Raw genomic sequence first — 17,182 nt, forward strand, 5'->3', positions numbered from 1 at the left:
AAGTGTGGCCGTGTCCGGCGTCGCAGCGTACCTTCAAAATAGAAATGCGGCAATAGTGTTTGTCCTGGCGCAGCATTGCCGCACATCCTGAGGCGCCCAAGGCACCGGCCCGGACGCTGTTTCATGGGCGGCTATGGAGTGGGGCATGGCCGGTGCTGTATAATGGGAGAAAAGTACTTAACTAGCTGTTTTAACTGAATAAAGACCCAATATCACATGCTATCTACAGCAAATATTACGATGCAGTTTGGCGCCAAGCCATTGTTTGAGAATATCTCCGTCAAGTTCGGCGACGGCAACCGCTATGGCTTGATCGGCGCGAACGGCTGCGGCAAGTCGACGTTCATGAAGATCCTGGGCGGCGACCTCGACCCGTCGGGCGGCAATGTCATGCTCGATACCAACGAGCGCCTGGGCAAGCTGCGCCAGGACCAGTTTGCCTTTGAAGACATGCGCGTCCTCGACGTCGTCATGATGGGCCACACGGAAATGTGGGCCGCCATCCAGCAGCGCGACGCGATCTACGCGAACCCTGAAGCGACGGACGACGACTACATGCAGGCGGCCGAGCTGGAAGGCAAAGTGTCCGAATACGACGGCTATACGGCCGAATCGCGTGCCGGCGAACTGCTGCTGGGCGCCGGTGTCGCCATCGACCTGCACCAGGGCCCGATGAGCAATGTGTCGCCAGGCTGGAAGCTGCGCGTGCTGCTGGCGCAGGCGCTGTTCTCGAACCCGGACATCCTGCTGCTCGACGAGCCGACGAATAACCTCGATATCAACACGATTCGCTGGCTGGAAGACGTGCTCAACGAGCGTAACTCCACCATGATCATCATTTCCCATGATCGCCACTTCCTGAACCAGGTCTGTACCCACGTGGCCGACATGGATTACGGCACCTTGAAGATTTATCCGGGCAACTACGACGAATACATGTTCGCCTCGACCCAGGCGCGCAACCAGCAACTGGCCAACAACGCGAAAGCCAAGGACAAGGTTGCCGAGCTGCAGGAATTCGTGCGCCGCTTCGCCGCCAACAAATCCAAGGCCCGCCAGGCGACGTCGCGCGCCAAGCAGATCGAAAAGATCAAGGTTGACGACATCAAGCCATCGTCGCGCGCCTACCCGTTCGTGCGTTTTGACGGCGAGAAGAAATTGCACCGTTTGGCCGTGGAAGTCGAGAACATCTCGAAAGGCTTCGATCGCCAGCTGTTCAAGAACTTTTCCATCATGGTCGAGGCGGGCGAACGCATCGCCATCATCGGTGCCAACGGCGCCGGCAAGACCACCATGCTGCGCTGCATCGCGGGCGAGATCGCCGGCCTGCAGCCAGACCAGGGCCGCGTGAAGTGGGCGGAAAACGCGAATGTCGGCTACATGCCGCAAGACCCGACGGAAGATTTCGCCAAGGATACGAACCTGACCGACTGGATCGGCCAGTGGACGAAAGAGGGCGACGACGACCAGGCCGTGCGCTCCATCCTGGGCCGCCTGCTGTTCGGCGGCGACGACGTGAAAAAGGCCGTCAAGGTACTGTCCGGTGGTGAAAAAGGCCGCATGATGTACGGCAAGCTGATGCTTGGCCGCCACAACGTGCTGATGCTCGATGAGCCGACCAACCACATGGACATGGAATCGATCGAATCCTTGAACATCGCGCTGGAAAAATACGCGGGCACCCTGATCTTCGTCTCGCATGACCGCGAATTCGTTTCCTCGCTGGCCAACCGCATCATCGAGATCAAGGAAGATGAAGTGGTCGACTACCGTGGCAACTATGAAGACTATCTGAAGAGCCAGGGTATTGATTGATTTGTAGCTTAACGTTGCGTCGGATTACGCGCTGTGCGCTAATCCGACCTACGCCAGATGCAATCGGTTGGCACAGGCCGGTAGGTCGGATTAGCGGGGCCGCCGAGGCGGAACGTAATCCGACAATGCCGGCCAGCTGTCACCCAGCCCCACACCGACGCGCCGCGGTCCATTCGTTCCGGCGCACCTGCTTTATTGCAATCGTGCCGGTCTATCCCGTTTTTGTTTGACACAGCCATGCAAACTTTAGCCATCAAATCCGTCGAGTATGAACATCCACAAGACGGAGCCAGCTGCACTGCCCACGCCTGGGCACGCACGCCAGCGACGCCTTCCCCGGCTGAAAAAGCCGAACTCATCGCGCGCATCAAGCGCCTGCTGACCGAGCGCGAAGCCGTGCTCGTTGCCCACTACTACGTTGATGCTGACCTGCAAGACCTGGCGGAAGCCACGGGCGGCTGCGTCTCCGATTCCCTGGAAATGGCCCGCTTCGGGCGCGACCATCCGGCCAAGACCCTGGTCGTGGCCGGCGTGCGTTTCATGGGCGAAACGGCCAAGATCCTCAGTCCGGAGAAAACCGTCTTGATGCCCGACCTCGACGCGACCTGCTCGCTCGACCTCGGTTGCCCGGCCGATGAGTTCACGGCCTTTTGCGACGCGCATCCTGACCGCACGGTGGTGGTGTATGCCAACACCAGCGCGGCCGTGAAAGCGCGCGCGGACTGGATGGTGACGTCTTCCATCGGCCTCGACATCGTGGCCCACCTGCATGCGCAGGGCAAGAAAATCCTCTGGGCGCCGGACAAGCACCTGGGCGGATATATTCAGAAGCAGACGGGCGCCGACATGCTGCTGTGGCAGGGCAGCTGCCTGGTGCACGACGAGTTCAAGGGCATCGAACTCGACTTGCTCAAGGAAGAGTATCCGCAGGCCAAGGTGCTGGTGCATCCGGAGTCGCCCGCCAACGTCGTGGCCCTGGCCGACATGGTGGGCTCGACGTCGCAGATGATCGCGGCGGCGCAAAGCATGGACACGGACACTTTCATCGTCGCCACCGACAACGGCATCCTGCACAAGATGCGCGCGGCCGCGCCAGGCAAACGTTTCATCGAAGCGCCGACCGCCGGCAACAGCGCCACCTGCAAGAGCTGCGCGCACTGCCCGTGGATGGCCATGAATGGCTTGCTGAATCTGGCCGAGACGCTGGAAAACATGCACAACGAAATCCACGTCGACGCCGCCGTCGGCCAGCTGGCCGTGCGCTCGATCAACCGCATGCTCGACTTCGCCGCCGCCAAGAAGGCCGGTGTGCAGCCGGGCGCCGATCTGGCAAAAGAAACTAAATTGTTCCAAGGAATCGGTCCAGCATGAGTACCCTCGTTAATTCTTTCGCTCCCTTTGACCCGGCCCTGGCGCGCGCGTTCGAAGGCAATTTGCTGGCCGCCTTGCTGGAAGACGTGGGCCAGTGCGACCTGACGGGCGAACTGGTGCCGCCCGACCATATCGTCACGGCCCGTGTCATCGTGCGCGAAGCGGCCGTGCTGTGCGGCGCGCCATGGTTTGAAGGCATCATGAAAAGCCTGGACCGCAGCATCGACATTGCCTGGCATTATGCCGAAGGCGACATGATGGCGGCCGACAGCGTTGTCTGCACGATTGAAGCGCCGGCGCGCGCCTTGCTCACGGCCGAGCGCAGCGCCCTCAATTTCCTGCAACTGCTATCCGCCGTGGCCACGGCCACGCGCCAGTATGTGGACGTGGTGGCCGGCACCAAGGCGTCCATTTTAGATACGCGCAAGACCTTGCCTGGCCTGCGCCTGGCGCAAAAGTACGCGGTACGCGTCGGTGGCGGCAAGAACCAGCGCCTGGCCCTGTACGACGGCATCCTGATCAAGGAAAATCATATCGCGGCCGCCGGCGGTGTCAGCCAGGCCCTGGAAAACGCGCGCAACCTCGACGCGGGCGTGCCCGTGCAGATCGAAGTGGAAACCCTGGCGCAATTGCAGGAAGCGCTGGACGCGGGCGCCGTCTCCGTCTTGCTCGATAACTTCAGCAACGACATGATGCGCCAAGCCGTGGCCCTCACCAACGGGCGCGCCCTGCTGGAAGCGTCGGGCGGCATCAATGTCGATACCGTGCGCGCCATTGCCGAGACGGGCGTGGACCGCATCTCGATCGGCAGCCTGACCAAGGATGTGCGGGCCACCGATTACTCCTTGCGCATCGTCGGCTGATGAAAAGAGCGGGGCGCTTGCTGGCCCTGGCGCTGCTGTGGCCGGTGCTGGCCACCCCCCAGCAGGCGCCGGCCCGCGAGCTGCTGGCCGTGGGCGCGCAGTTCGAGCGCGTGTTCGAATACCAGGCCAGCGGCGAATATGCGGGACTGGGCGTGGAACTGCTGCGCCTGGTGGCATCGCGCACGGGCAATACCGTGCGGTTCCGCATGGTGCCGTGGGCGCGTGCGCAAGCCATGCTGGTGCAAGGCCAGGCCGATATCCTCATTGGCCCCTACAAGGCGCCGGACCGCATCGCCAGCATGGCGTTTTCCGAGAGGCCGTTTTACCAGGACCAGATCGTTTTTTATACGCGCCAGGATGCCAGCTTTGGCTGGGATGGCGATTCCAGCGTGCTGAAGAACCGCAGGATGGTGCTGCTCAATGGCTGGGCTTACGGTTCGGACTGGGAACGCGTGCGCCCCGGTTTGCAGGTCAGCGTGGCGAACAATGTGGAAAATGGCTTGAAGATGCTGGTGCACAACCACGTCGACGTGTTCGTCAGCAACCGCCGCAATACCGACCCCGTCATCGCCCGCCTGGGCTATGGCCGTCAGGTGAAACCGCTGCCCAAAGTCATCGAAGTGCAGAATGGCTACTTTGCCTTTCCCCGCTCGCCAACCTTCGACAAGCTGCGCCTGCAGTTCGACCAGGAACTGAATAACCTGATCGAGACGGGCGAATTGAAAAAGCTGGGCAAACGCTACGACGTCAGCGTGCCCTGACAGGTCGGCATGCCGCCGCGCCGGGCGGCATGCCAGGGTTTGCTCTACAGCTGGCGCGCCTCAAACGTGTTGCACTGGGAAATCTGCCCGCTCTCGATACCCTTGCTGAACCAGCGCACGCGCTGCTCCGAAGTGCCGTGGGTAAATGAGTCGGGCACGACATGGCCTTGCGCCTGGCGCTGCAGCGCATCGTCGCCGATGGCCGTGGCCGCTTTCAGGGCCGCTTCCACGTCGCCCTGTTCCAGTATCTTGCGGTCGGCGTTGGCGTGATAGGCCCACACGCCGGCGAAGCAGTCGGCCTGCAATTCCAGGCGCACGGACATGGCGTTGGCCTGCCGTTCCGATTGCGTGCGGCGCGCATTGTCGACCTTTTCGGACAGGCCCAGCAGGTTCTGCACGTGGTGCCCCACTTCATGCGCGATCACATACGCCTCGGCAAATTCGCCGGAAACCTTGAAGCGCTGCTGCATCAAGTTGAAGAAATCCAGATCCAGGTAGACCTTCTGGTCGCCGGGGCAATAAAAGGGACCGCTGGCGCTCTGGCCCGTGCCGCACGCGGTCGGGGTGCTGCCCGAGAACAGCACCAGCTTGGGCTTCACGTAGGCGCCGCCTTCGGCCTTGAACAGGGCGCTCCAGGTGTCTTCCGTATCGGCCAGCACGGTTTTCACGAAGCGCGCCATCTCGTCGGATTCCGGCGGCTGCTGCGCCGGTGCCTGGCTTTGCTGGGTGCTGATTTGTCCGCCGCCGCCACCGCTGAGCAGGTTGAGCAGGGTGAGGGGGTTGACGCCCAGCACGTATGAACCCACCAGGGCGATGACGATGGTGCCGATGCCGATCGAGCGTCCGCCAAAACCAAAGCCGCCGCCCCCGCCGCCACTGCCGCCTTCGCCACGGCGGTCTTCCACATTGTCGCTTTCGCGATTACCTTCCCATTTCATGATATTGACTCCTGCTGCGATTGCGATTAATTGATGACGCCTCAAGATGTCTCTTCAGGCGAGTCTTATCATTATCGCAGCAAACTGCGCCGCGACAGGAGCGACAGTGTTACGCTTTGCAACTTTCCACCCTGATCACAACAGCCATGAACACGATGCTTGCCAACGATACACCTATTTCGCCCTCCACGGTGGTCCAGGCCCAACTGGACGCCTACAATGCCCATGACGTGCCGGCCTTGCTGGCCATCTACGCGGATGACGCACAGCAATTCGAGCACCCGGCCACCTTGCTGGCCACGGGCGGCGCGCAGATCGGTGCGCGCTTTGTCGCCCGCTTTGCCGCCAGCCGGCCGCGGGCGCAGTTACTCAACCGCATCGCCTGCGGCAAGCTGGTGATCGACCATGAGATCGTCCACGGCGACACGGACGATGGCGTGTCCGCGCAGGAACTGGTGGCGACGTATGAAGTGGAGCAGGCGCGCATCACGCGTGCCTGGTTCAGCTTTGGCACGTTGACGCGCTTGCGCGTCGCGTTGCCTGCCGATGTGCCGGCCATGAATGCGCTGATCGCCCGCTCCGGCGTGGAACTGAGCGCGGGCTTTTATACGCCCGAGCAAGCGGACGCCGTCACCCGCCACGTCTTCGGCGTCGATACGCAGCTGGTTGCCGACCAGACATATTTTGTGATCGAACGCGATGGCGCCATGCTGGCCTGCGGCGGCTGGAGCCGGCGCGCCACCCTGTATGGCGCCGACCGCGCCAAGAGCGGGCCGGACCCGCTGCTCGACCCGGCCAGCCAGGCCGGACGCATCCGCGCCTTCTTTGTCGAGCCCGCTGCCGCGCGCCAGGGCCTGGGCAGCATGCTGATGCGCCATTGCGAGCGCCAGGCGCGGGCCGCCGGTTTCAGCACCCTGGAACTGGCCGCCACCTTGCCCGGCGTGCCGCTGTATCTGGCCAGCGGCTTTGCCGTGACGCAGGAGTTTCACCTGGACTTGCCGGACGACATACAACTGCCGCTGGCGCGCATGCACAAGCGGCTGTAAAGCCCGGCAGGCAGACATTTAGCTTGGCTGGTGCTTCATGGCCTCGCGGTAGCTGAGCGCTGACAGCCGCTGGCGGTGCGCGTTGGCAAAGGCCGCCACGGTTTCGGGCGCGTGGCGCGCATAGTCGCGCAAGGCCCAGCCGATGGCCTTGCGGATGAAAAACTCGTCTTCATGCGCCAGCGCGAGGGCCGTGTCAAATAGCCTGCCCGCATCCGTGTCGCCGCGCCAGCCCAGCTGGTGCAGCATGGCGATGCGGCGCAGCCAGAAATCGTCATGGCGCAAGGCCTCCGCCATGTGTGCATGGCCATCGCCGCCGCGCCGCCGTTCCGCCTGCAGCACCGCGCCGACGATGCCGGCCATGCCGTCGACGCTGTCCCACCAGGCGCGCTGGCGTACCAAGGCCAGCAGGGTCGGGAGGTGGGAGACGTCCAGCTGGCGCCGGTGCAGGGCCAGCATGTCGAGCGCCACGTGCTGGTACTCGCGCTGCGGCTGCTGCCACAGCCGTTGGGCGTGTTCCAGCAAGGTCGCGGCATCGATGCCCTTCAAGCTTGCCAGCAAGCCCTTGGCGGCCATCCGCCGCTGCGGCGCGGCCACGCCCAGGAAAATGAACTGGTCGCGCATATAGGCTTGCATGGGCGCCGCGCGGCCCGGTTCGGCCGCCGCTTCCAGCGCGATTTTTAATTCTGCATGTAGATTCATGGCATCTCCAGGCGTAAAAAAGGCGCTCCGTGGAGCGCCTTTTCATCTTCAACCGATATTACTGGATTTTTGCTTTCTTCATCAATTCATCGCGGTAAGCGGCGAGTTTCTTCTGTTGCAGCGACTCGGCCACCTGGCCCTTGACTTCTTCCAGTGCCGGCAGCTTCGTCGGACGGGTTTCTTCCAGCTTGATCACGTGGAAGCCGAATTGCGATTGCACCGGCGTTTGCGTGACCTGGCCTGGTTTCAGGGCCACCATGGCGTCGGCGAATGGTTTTACGTACGACGCCGGGCTAGCCCAGTCCAGGTCGCCGCCATTGGCAGCGGAACCGTCTTTCGATACTTTGGCCAGCTCTTCGAACTTGGCGCCGCCTTTCAGCTTGGCGATGATGTCTTTCGCTTCGGCTTCGGTGGCCACCAGAATATGGCGTGCATGGTATTCCTTGTCGCCGGCTTGCGCCTTGAACTTGTCGTACTCAGCCTTGATTTCCGCGTCCTTGACGGGATTTTTCTTCACGTAGTCGGCCAGCAGGGCGTTGATGATGATGCTTTGACGGGCATTGTCGATCTGCGACTTGACTTCCGGACGCGTGCCGTAGCCTTGCTTGTCGGCTTCCTGGATCAGCACTTCGCGGCCGATCAGGTCTTTCTTGATGGCTTCGCGCAGTTGCGGCGAATCCGCTTGCTTGCCTTGGGCGACGACTTGCTTGACGACCTGGTCGACGCGCGACGACGGGATGGCCTTGCCATTCACGGTGGCCACGTTTTGCGCGAACGCAGGGATCGCTACAACGGCTACCAAGGCTAAGATCAGGCGGGCTGGCTTCAAAATCATGTTCATTCCTAATAAGTATACAAAAAACCGGTACAAAAGAATGGCCTGCAATCAGGCACATTCAGACGCAGAATACACGACCGGCGCCGAAAAGGGCGCCGGGCAGGTCAGTTCTTATTGAACTTTCGCTTTTTTGATCATTTCTTCCTGATACGCTTGCAGTTTCTTTTGCTGCAGCGACTCGGCGATCTGTGGCTTGACTTCTTCCATGGTCGGCAGTTTTGCCGCGCGGGTGTCGTCCAGCTTGATTACGTGGAAACCGTTAGGCGTTTGCACGGGGGTTTCCGTGACCTGGCCTTTTTGCAGTTTCACGAAGGCGTCCGAGAACACTTTCGGGAACGACGATGGTGCTGCCCAGTCCAGGTCGCCGCCATTGTCGGCCGAACCCGCATCTTTCGATTGCTTGGCCAGGTCTTCAAACTTGGCGCCGCCTTTCAGCTTGGCGATGATGTCTTTCGCTTCGGCTTCGGTGGCCACCAGGATGTGGCGCACATGGTATTCCTTGTCGCCGGTCTGGGCCACGAAGCGGTCGTATTCCGCCTTGATTTCAGCGTCGCTGACCGGGTTCTTTTTCAGGTAATCGCCGACCAGGGCGTTGATGACGATGGCCTGGCGTGCGTTCTCGATTTGCTGCTTGACGGCTGCATCTTTGCCGAAACCTTTGTTTTCCGCTTCTTGCATCAGCACTTCACGGCCGATCAAGTCTTTCTTGATCATTTCGCGCAGTTGCGGCGAATCCGGTTGCTGGCCTTGGGCGACGACTTGCTTGACGACTGCATCAACGCGCGACGATGGGATAGGCTTGCCATTCACAACGGCAACGTTTTGCGCAAAAACAGGTACCGCGACAACGGCGAGTAGTGCGATCAGCAAGCGGGCTGGCTTAAAAGTCATTATTAAATCCTGTTAGGGAAAGTTTCGTAAAAAACGCATGGAAAGAAAAACATGCCATGGCGCCAGTTGCGGCGCACCCAAGTGATTCGGGTACGCCAAAAACGCCATCCTTATGCTACTTCGGACGGCGCCAACGCAACAATCGCCAATGCATGTATCTCATTATGCATCATATCGTGCACGGAATCATACACCAGTCGATGGCGCATGACGAGTCTGAGGCCTTCAAATTGACTAGAAATAATGCGCAGATTGTAATGGCCTCCGCCCGAGGCGGCGCCCGCGTGGCCCCGGTGGCGCGCCGAGTCGTCTTCCAGCACGCATTCCACTGGAGAAAGTGCCGTTTCCAGGCGCGAACGGATGCGCTCCATGCGCGTTGCCGGCGCGGCCGTATTGTCGATATTCATCATGCGTCTTCCTTGATATGTTTGGCCAGGAACAGCGTTTGCGCCACGATGAAGGCAAAGAAGATGCCCGTCGCGCCAAAGGCCTTGAAACTGACCCAGGCGGCCATGTCGCCCTTGTACAGCACGAAGGCAACGAACAGGTTCAGTGCGCCGATGGCGCCAAAGAAGATGATCCATGCGGCCAGCAGCTGGTCCCACACGGCATCGGGCAATTGCACTTGCGCTTCCATGGTCTTGCGGATCAGGTTTTTCTTGAATCCCACATAGGCGATCAGCAGAGCCAGGCCGGACAGCCAGTAGATCAAGGTCGGCTTCCATTTCAGGAAGAAGTCGTCATGCAGGTAAATGCTGGCGCCGCCGAACACGACAAAGATGAACAGCGACAGCCACAGCATGCCGTCCACCTTGCGCCCGCGCAGCAGCAGATAGCTGACCTGGCAGGCCGTGGCGATGATGCCGACCAGCGTCGCCAGGATCCACGGGGCCTGGTCAGCCTTGATCAGGCCGCCCGAGACAAAGCCGGACAGATATTGCTGCACGAAATCGTGCGTGGCCGCTTCATACATGCCGCCCAGCTTGAAGGCGGCAAAGAAGGCGATCAGGGGGAATAGGTCGAATAGAAATTTCATGGCGAGACTTTACTATGATCGTGGTGTAAACATCTTAGGAATGACTTAGGAGCAACATTCGCTTCCCGGGTCATTCCCGTGGCATCAAGGCTGCGGGTCGAAGCGCAGCGAGGCCGAATTGATGCAGTAGCGCAGTCCGGTGGGCGGCGGGCCGTCCGGGAAGACGTGGCCCAGGTGGGCGTCGCAGACGGCGCAGACGATTTCCGTGCGCAGCATGCCGTGGCTGCGGTCGGTGATTTCCGTCACGTTGGCCGGGTCGAGCGCCTGGAAATAGCTGGGCCAGCCGCAGCCGGAATCGAACTTGGTGTCCGACGCGAACAAGGGCGTGTTGCAGCAGACGCAGGTGTAGATGCCATGTTCATGGTGGTCCCAGAACTTGCCCGTGAAGGCGCGCTCCGTGGCCGCATGGCGCGTCACTTCGTACTGCATGGAATCGAGCATGGCGCGCCATTCGGCGTCGGTTTTTTTGACTTTATTGGTGGTCATGGTAATACCTCAGGATGAGCAACTGACTTCAAGGTGGCTGGCCCAGTCGGGCGGCAGGGCCGCATAGTGCTGGTGTTCGGGCTGTTCGTCAAATGGCTTTTGCAAAATTTCCAGCAATTTTGCCACTTCCGTGTAATCGTGCTGCTGGGCTTTCTCGATCGCCACTTGCGCCAGGTAGTTGCGCAGCACGTATTTCGGGTTGACCAGGTTCATGGCAACTTGCCGTTCCGTATCGACGCTGTGCTCCTGCAGCAGGCGCGCGCGGTAGCTTGCCGCCCACGTGTCGAACGCGGCGCGGTCGATGAACATGTCGCGCAGCGGGGCATCGCTTTCCGGCGCCGCCACCCGCAGTGCAGACAGGCTGCGGAAGAACTGCGTGAAATCCACGTGGTTTGCCTGCATCAGCGCAAACATGCCGTCGAACAGCTGGGTATCTTCGTCGTGCGCGGTGCGCAAGCCCAGCTTGGCGCGCAGCAGGGCGTTCATCTTCGCGGCAAAAGCCGGCTGGTAGCTGTCCAGCGCCGCTTGCGCCTCTTCCACTTCACCGATCAGCGGCAGCAGGGCCTGGCCCAGCGCATAGCAGTTCCAGTGGCCCACCTGCGGCTGGTTGCTGTAGGAATAGCGGCCTTGCTGGTCCGTATGGTTGCAGATGTGCTCGGCGTCAAACGCTTCCATGAAACCGAAGGGGCCGTAGTCGATGGTCAGGCCCAGGATCGACATATTGTCCGTGTTCATCACGCCATGCATGAAGCCCACGGCTTGCCACTGCGCCATCAGCTCGGCCGTGCGCACGCACACTTCCGCCAGCAAGCCCTGATATGGATTTGATGCAGCGCGCAAATGCGGATAAAAGCCGTCGATGATGTAGTCGGCAAGGATTTTCAGCTCCTCCGGCTTCTTGCGGTAGAACCAGTGTTCGAAGGAACCGAAACGCACGAAACTGGGTGCCATGCGCGTGACGACGGCCGCCGTTTCCAGTGTTTCGCGCATGATGCCTTGCTGCGAGCCCATGATGGCCAGCGCGCGCGAGGTGGGAATGCCCAGCGCCGCCATGGCTTCCGAGCACAGGAATTCGCGGATGGACGAGCGCAGCACGGCGCGCCCGTCGCCCATGCGCGAATACGGCGTGGCGCCCGCGCCTTTCAGCTGCAGCTCCATGGGGCCGTTTTGCGTGGCGATATCGCCCAGCAGGATGGCGCGCCCATCGCCCAACTGGCCGGCCCAGACGCCGAACTGGTGGCCCGAATACACGGCCGACAAGGGGATCGAGCGCTCGGCCACGGTATTGCCGCTCAGCAGTTCGACGTAGTCAGGCTCGGCCAGGCGCGCGGCATCGAGGCCGATCAGGCTGGCGGCCGGCGCGCTGGCGGCGATGAAATACGGCGCGGGCAGGGGCGTGGGCATCAGCCGCGTATAGAACGCGGGCGGCAAGGCCGCGAATGCATTGTCCAGTGGTAAGGTATGAGCGCTGATGGCAATTCCAGTCAAAGTGGATGCGCCGGCTTGAAAAGAAAGCGCCGGCCAAAAGGCGATTTTACCGCACAGCGCCAGGGCGTGCGTCGGCTCGCCAAGGGGCGCTGGCGTAGGGTGGCGGCACGCTGCAAAACGGAATCAGAAATTCCATGCTGCATCGCAATATCGAAATGCGTTGACGATTTCCGCACGACCGTACGAAACTAGTTCATCGTCGTTAACACCCAATTAACACGCAAGAAAAAAGCGGGCCGTTCCCGGCTGCTTCCCATTCGCATACCAGGAGACACGATGTCGGCATTTCCCATGAGTCCAGTAATGGGCCAGATGATGAACCAGCCCCTGCTGATTTCCAGCATTCTCGAGTTTGCAGCGCGTCATTATGGCAGTGGCGAAATCGTCTCGCGGCGGGTGGAAGGCGATCTGCACCGCTATACTTACCGCGATTGCCACCAGCGCGCGCGGCGCCTGGCAAATGCCTTGCACGGCCTCGGTATCGGCATGGGCGACCGGGTCGCCACCCTGGCCTGGAATGGCTACCGCCACCTGGAAGCGTACTATGCCGTCTCCGGTTCGGGTGCCGTCTTGCACACGATTAACCCGCGCCTGTTTCCCGAACAAATCGCCTACATCTCGAATCATGCGGAAGACCAGGTGCTGCTGTTCGACCTGACCTTCCTGCCCGTGGTGGAGAAAATCGCCGCCGACTGCACCTTCGTGCGCCATTTCGTGCTGATGTGCGACCGCGACCGCATGCCCGCCAGCAGCACCATACCCGGCCTGCTGTGCTATGAAGACCTGATCGCCACGCACTCGGACGAGTACGAGTGGCCCGTGTTCGACGAAAACTCGGCCGCCGCCCTGTGCTACACCTCGGGCACCACGGGCAACCCGAAGGGCGCCTTGTATTCGCACCGCTCGACGGTGCTGCACGCCTATGCCTCGGCCATGCCCAGCGCCCTGAACGTGCGCGCCACCGACACGGTCCTGCCCGTCGTGCCCATGTTCCACGTGAATGCCTGGGGCTTGCCGTATTCGGTGCTGCTGTCGGGCGCGCGCATGGTGTTTCCCGGCGCGGCGCTCGACGGCAAGTCGCTGTATGAACTGTTCGAATCGGAAAAAGTGACGTTCTCGGCCGGCGTGCCCACAGTCTGGCTGGGTTTGCTGAACTACGCCTTGCAGAACGGCCTGAAGTTTTCCACCTTCCGCCGCACGGTGATCGGCGGCGCGGCGTGCCCGCCGGCCATGATGGATACCCTGATCGACCAGTTCGACGTGGAAGTCATCCACGGCTGGGGCATGACGGAAATGTCGCCACTGGGCACCACGGGCGGCTTGCAGACCAAGCACCTGGCCATGAGCAAGGAAGCGCAGCGCGACATCCTGCACAAACAGGGCCATGCGATCTATGGCGTGGACATGAAGATCGTCGATGACGACGGCAAGGAATTGCCATGGGATGGCGTGGCCTATGGCCACCTGCTGGTGAAAGGGCCGTGGATCATTGCCTCGTATTACAGGAACGAGGGCGGCGACGTCTTGCAGGATGGCTGGTTCCCCACGGGCGACGTGGCCACCATCGATGCGGACGGCTACATGCAGATCACCGACCGCAGCAAGGATGTGATCAAGTCGGGCGGCGAGTGGATTGGCACCATCGACCTGGAAAACCTGGCCATGGCGCACCCGGCCGTGCTGCAGGCGGCCTGCATCGGCGTGTTCCACCCGAAATGGGATGAGCGCCCCGTGCTGGTGGTGGTGCTGCGCCCCGGCATGGATGTCACGCGCGAAGCCTTGTTGCAGTTCTTTGAAGGCAAGATCGCCAAGTGGTGGACGCCCGACGACGTGCTCTTCATCGACGCCTTGCCCATGGGCGCGACGGGCAAGATCCAGAAGAACAAGCTGCGGGAGCAGTTCAAGGGGCACAAGCTGCCGGGGCTGTGATGCATCAGCGAGCCCATGCGTGATTGATCCGGCGGCAAGGGCCGGGGGCGGAGCATCAGGGAACCCGACAGCAAGGGCCGGGGTCGGACCCTGAGGGTCCGACCCCGGTATTTTTTACGCCCTTGGCTTAATGCCTGCCTTTCACGCCGCCTGCGGCAGCGCCGAACCCAGCTTTTCCAGCAAGTGGTCAACCTGGAACACGGACAGGGTCTGGCGCTGTTCGTCCGTGCCGATGTCGATCATTTCATCCATTTCGCTGCGCAAATCCTCATGGCTGCCCGTGCGGATGATTTGCGGCGCGGCGAAGCGCTGGCTGTCGGAAATCGTCATGATGTTGTCGACCTTGTCGACCAGAAAGCCGTAGCGCTCAGTGCCCCGTTCCACGATCAGGATCTTGCCGGCGCCCGTGTCGGGCAAGGGATGCATGGCGTACAGCTGGCGCAGGTCGATGATGCTGATCATTTGCTGGCGCAGGTTCAGCATGCCGCGCATGCAGGCCGGCATGCCGGGCGGCGTGGTGATGGCGCCGCTGAAATCGATGATTTCGCGCACTTGCCCGATTTCCACGGCGAATTGCGTTTCCACGGTAAACGTGATGTACACGCGTCGCTGGGCCTTGTGCGTGGCGGCCGCCGCCGTTTCCGTCTGGTCCGGATAGAGCCGCTTGTGGCCGTCGCGCATCTCGACGATTTCCGCTCGCGACAGGATCTCCTGGTGGTGCAGGAAAATGATGTCGCCCAGGCCTTCCCTGGTGATGCAGCCGGCAAACATGGCGGCGCGCGATTTGCTCAGCAGGGGAATCGGCAGCACTTCATCGCTGAAGAAATGCACGATGCTGTCGACGGAGTCGACAAGGAAGCCCACTGTCGTGTCTTCCAGGCGCACGACGATGATGCGCTGCTCCGGCGTCGGCCCCTTGCCGCTCTGGGCCGCTTGCAGCAGGGCAGCGAAATCGACGACGGCCACCTGGCTGCCGCGAAAATGCATGCGTCCCAGGCACAGTTCGCTATTCAGGATGGAGCTGTGCAGCTCGGGCACCTTGATGATTTCCTGGATGGCCAGCATCTCGAAGGCGAACGTGGCGCCCGCCGCATGGAAGCTGACGCACTGGCGCCGCTCGCTCTGGGCATGGTAGCGGGCCGTGCTGAGCTTGCTACCGCTCGCCTGCAGGGCCAGTACATGGGGCACGTTTTCGATGCGCAGCATGGCTTGCGGGTCAAGAATTTGCAGCAGGCGCGCGCCGCCGTCGAGCAAGATCGTGCCGGCGATCACGGCATGCGCGTCGCCGGCCGCATACTGTAGGGCGCTGCGGGCGCTGGCCGGCACGCGCAGGATTTCGCCCGTATCCTGGAAAACGATGCCGATCAGCACTTGCTGGAAATCGAGGATGGCGATCTTGTCGGTGGACACGGCGCGCGGCGCCTCGGCGCGGAACAGCCGGCCCAGGTTGACCACCGGAATGACGCTGCCGCGCAAGGTGAACATGCCTTCCAGATACGCCGGCGACAGGGGCAGGGTGGTAACTTTGGCCGGGTAATTCACCACTTCGCGGATGCAGTGGGCGGGCAGGGCGAATTCATCGCCCCCCAGGTAGAAGGAGCCGAACAGTTCCGTGGCAGCGCCGCCGTCCGCTTGCGCTTGCAAGCCCGTCGCTTCATGCATGTCCATATGCGCCTTCCTTGCGTTGAATCAAGCCGGGTTGCGCCAGCACGTCCGTGACGGCAAAGCTGAGGTGGGCGCAATCGATCAGCAACTGGCGGCCATGGCGCCCGCCCAGCGCGCAAAAACTGACCTGCAAGCCGCACTGGTCCAGGTATTTCTGTGCCGCCTGCGCATTTTGCCGACCCACCTGCAGGCGGCCGCGTCCATTGTCGGGACCGAACATGCTGGCGCCACCTGCCAGCACCACTTCGATATCGGCGTAGTCGGCCTGGCGCACGCCCATCAGGCGCAGCAGCGATGGCACGGCCTGGCTCACATAGCGCGCGCCGATGGAATGGTCGCTGCCTGGCGCTTCCGGCAACAGGCAGTGGGCCAGGCCGCAGCGATGGCCTTTCTTCCAGATGAAGCCGATGCCGATGCAGGAGCCGAGCAGCGCTTGCAGTTGTTCACCGTGCGTGCCCACGCTGAGCTGTCCCATGCCGACATGCTGCAGGGGCGCCACGTGGTCATGGCTGGCAACGATACTCATGCCGTCCCCGCTTTATAGATCATGGGAAACTCGAATTGGTAGCCGGTACCGAGGCGGGCGATGGTTTCCGACTCGCCCAGGATCAGCCGGCCATCATCCTTCAGGCTGGAACGGGCCTGGCGCAGCACCGTTTCCTGGTGTTCGGCGTCGAAATAGATCAGCACATTGCGCAGGAATACCAGGTCGAACTGCTGGCCCGGCTTGAGGGGCAGCGCTTCGAGCAGGTTATGCTGTGTAAAGCTGACGTTCTGCCGCAGTTCCTCGTTGACCTTGACCCCATACGGCGAGGGCGTGAAGTATTTGCGCAGCAAGTCCGGGTGCGACAGGCGGATGCGCTCGACGGAGCGCCCGCTGTACTGGCCGGCCTTGGCCGCGCCCAGGATTTGCTGGGAAATATCGCTGGCCAGGATCTGGTAGCGGAAGGCCGGCGTCTGCAGCTTGAATTGCTCGCACAGCATGGCGATCGAATACAGCTCTTCGCCGCTGGCGGCGGCGGCCGACCACACGCGCAGGCACGCACCGGGATGGGCGCGCGCCCAGGCGGGCAGGTAGCGGTCGCGGAAATAATCCCAGATCTGCGGCGTGCGGAAGAACAAGGTGTCGTTGGTTGTCACCAGGTCGATGAAATGCGCCACTTCATCGCGGTCGCTGGCCACCCGGTCCAGATAAGCCTGATAGCTGTGCAGGGACAGCGCCTGCAGCCGGGGCTGCAAGCGCCGTTCCAGCAAGACACTTTTTCGCGGCGTCATGGCGATGCCCGTATGCTCGCGCACCAGCGCGATCAGGGTCGTCAATACCTCGGGCGTCAGGCTGGCCGCGTGGCTCATGGC

At 61.8% G+C, this 17,182-nt stretch carries 17 protein-coding genes; 6 read left to right on the forward strand and 11 right to left on the reverse strand.

Annotated elements, in window-relative coordinates:
* Nucleotides 1-216 precede the first annotated feature (216 nt).
* The 4 genes from ACQ4WR_RS01040 to ACQ4WR_RS01055 all read left to right on the forward strand — a co-directional run bounded on the left by ACQ4WR_RS01040 (nt 217) and on the right by ACQ4WR_RS01055 (nt 4,810).
* Nucleotides 217-1,815: an ABC-F family ATPase gene (locus ACQ4WR_RS01040; protein ID WP_102296814.1), complete on the forward strand. Its 1,599-nt coding sequence runs from the start codon at nt 217-219 to the stop codon at nt 1,813-1,815.
* Nucleotides 1,816-2,052: 237 nt separating this feature from the next.
* Nucleotides 2,053-3,186, forward strand: coding sequence for a quinolinate synthase NadA (gene nadA, locus ACQ4WR_RS01045; RefSeq protein WP_102296901.1), 1,134 nt, complete (start codon nt 2,053-2,055; stop codon nt 3,184-3,186).
* Nucleotides 3,183-4,049 carry a carboxylating nicotinate-nucleotide diphosphorylase gene (gene nadC, locus ACQ4WR_RS01050; protein WP_436484726.1) on the forward strand — a complete coding sequence of 289 codons (867 nt, stop codon included), beginning with the start codon at nt 3,183-3,185 and terminating at the stop codon, nt 4,047-4,049. The genes nadA and nadC overlap by 4 nt, the downstream gene beginning before the upstream one ends.
* Nucleotides 4,049-4,810: a substrate-binding periplasmic protein gene (locus ACQ4WR_RS01055; protein WP_436484728.1), complete on the forward strand. Its 762-nt coding sequence runs from the start codon at nt 4,049-4,051 to the stop codon at nt 4,808-4,810. The genes nadC and ACQ4WR_RS01055 overlap by 1 nt, the downstream gene beginning before the upstream one ends.
* A 44-nt stretch (nt 4,811-4,854) precedes the next feature.
* Here ACQ4WR_RS01055 and ypfJ read toward each other — a convergent pair whose 3' ends face one another.
* Nucleotides 4,855-5,748 (reverse strand): KPN_02809 family neutral zinc metallopeptidase, encoded by an 894-nt coding sequence (gene ypfJ, locus ACQ4WR_RS01060; RefSeq protein WP_102294567.1) that lies wholly within the window; start codon nt 5,746-5,748, stop codon nt 4,855-4,857.
* Nucleotides 5,749-5,894: 146 nt separating this feature from the next.
* Here ypfJ and ACQ4WR_RS01065 point away from each other — a divergent pair, with 146 nt between their 5' ends.
* Nucleotides 5,895-6,794: a GNAT family N-acetyltransferase gene (locus tag ACQ4WR_RS01065; protein WP_102294565.1), complete on the forward strand. Its 900-nt coding sequence runs from the start codon at nt 5,895-5,897 to the stop codon at nt 6,792-6,794.
* Nucleotides 6,795-6,812: 18 nt separating this feature from the next.
* On the opposite strand, the gene ACQ4WR_RS01070 is transcribed toward ACQ4WR_RS01065, so the two are convergent.
* The 7 genes from ACQ4WR_RS01070 to ACQ4WR_RS01100 form a co-directional block, all read right to left on the reverse strand.
* Nucleotides 6,813-7,493 carry a DNA alkylation repair protein gene (locus ACQ4WR_RS01070; RefSeq protein ID WP_436484731.1) on the reverse strand — a complete coding sequence of 227 codons (681 nt, stop codon included), beginning with the start codon at nt 7,491-7,493 and terminating at the stop codon, nt 6,813-6,815.
* 58 nt (nt 7,494-7,551) lie between these two features.
* Nucleotides 7,552-8,328 (reverse strand): peptidylprolyl isomerase, encoded by a 777-nt coding sequence (locus tag ACQ4WR_RS01075; protein WP_102294561.1) that lies wholly within the window; start codon nt 8,326-8,328, stop codon nt 7,552-7,554.
* A 114-nt stretch (nt 8,329-8,442) separates the two neighbouring features.
* A complete protein-coding gene (locus ACQ4WR_RS01080; protein WP_436484733.1) occupies nt 8,443-9,222 on the reverse strand; it encodes a peptidylprolyl isomerase in 780 nt (259 codons plus the stop codon).
* A gap of 110 nt (nt 9,223-9,332) precedes the next feature.
* The gene (locus tag ACQ4WR_RS01085) at nt 9,333-9,632 is read right to left on the reverse strand and encodes a BolA family protein (protein ID WP_258002966.1); all 300 of its coding nucleotides are present in this window, start codon (nt 9,630-9,632) and stop codon (nt 9,333-9,335) included.
* Nucleotides 9,629-10,258: a septation protein A gene (locus tag ACQ4WR_RS01090; protein WP_436484735.1), complete on the reverse strand. Its 630-nt coding sequence runs from the start codon at nt 10,256-10,258 to the stop codon at nt 9,629-9,631. Before ACQ4WR_RS01090 ends, ACQ4WR_RS01085 begins: the two co-directional genes overlap by 4 nt.
* A gap of 84 nt (nt 10,259-10,342) precedes the next feature.
* Nucleotides 10,343-10,744: a peptide-methionine (R)-S-oxide reductase MsrB gene (gene msrB, locus ACQ4WR_RS01095; protein ID WP_070288499.1), complete on the reverse strand. Its 402-nt coding sequence runs from the start codon at nt 10,742-10,744 to the stop codon at nt 10,343-10,345.
* A gap of 9 nt (nt 10,745-10,753) precedes the next feature.
* A complete protein-coding gene (locus ACQ4WR_RS01100) occupies nt 10,754-12,232 on the reverse strand; it encodes a protein adenylyltransferase SelO (RefSeq protein WP_436484737.1) in 1,479 nt (492 codons plus the stop codon).
* 276 nt (nt 12,233-12,508) lie between these two features.
* Here ACQ4WR_RS01100 and ACQ4WR_RS01105 point away from each other — a divergent pair, with 276 nt between their 5' ends.
* The gene (locus ACQ4WR_RS01105; RefSeq protein ID WP_436484739.1) at nt 12,509-14,161 is read left to right on the forward strand and encodes a 3-(methylthio)propionyl-CoA ligase; all 1,653 of its coding nucleotides are present in this window, start codon (nt 12,509-12,511) and stop codon (nt 14,159-14,161) included.
* 141 nt (nt 14,162-14,302) lie between these two features.
* On the opposite strand, the gene ACQ4WR_RS01110 is transcribed toward ACQ4WR_RS01105, so the two are convergent.
* From ACQ4WR_RS01110 to ACQ4WR_RS01120, 3 genes are read right to left on the reverse strand one after another with little or no spacing between them, the layout of a single operon-like run.
* Complete coding sequence (locus tag ACQ4WR_RS01110) at nt 14,303-15,829, reverse strand: chemotaxis protein CheW (RefSeq protein WP_436484740.1); 1,527 nt, start codon at nt 15,827-15,829, stop codon at nt 14,303-14,305.
* Entirely contained in the window at nt 15,816-16,352 is a 537-nt protein-coding gene (locus tag ACQ4WR_RS01115; protein ID WP_102294554.1) for a chemotaxis protein CheD, read from the reverse strand. The genes ACQ4WR_RS01110 and ACQ4WR_RS01115 overlap by 14 nt, the downstream gene beginning before the upstream one ends.
* The gene (locus ACQ4WR_RS01120) at nt 16,349-17,179 is read right to left on the reverse strand and encodes a CheR family methyltransferase (protein ID WP_436484741.1); all 831 of its coding nucleotides are present in this window, start codon (nt 17,177-17,179) and stop codon (nt 16,349-16,351) included. The genes ACQ4WR_RS01115 and ACQ4WR_RS01120 overlap by 4 nt, the downstream gene beginning before the upstream one ends.
* Nucleotides 17,180-17,182: the final 3 nt, after the last annotated feature.

This window comes from Janthinobacterium amylolyticum (genome assembly GCF_051380655.1).
Lineage (GTDB): Bacteria > Pseudomonadota > Gammaproteobacteria > Burkholderiales > Burkholderiaceae_D > Janthinobacterium.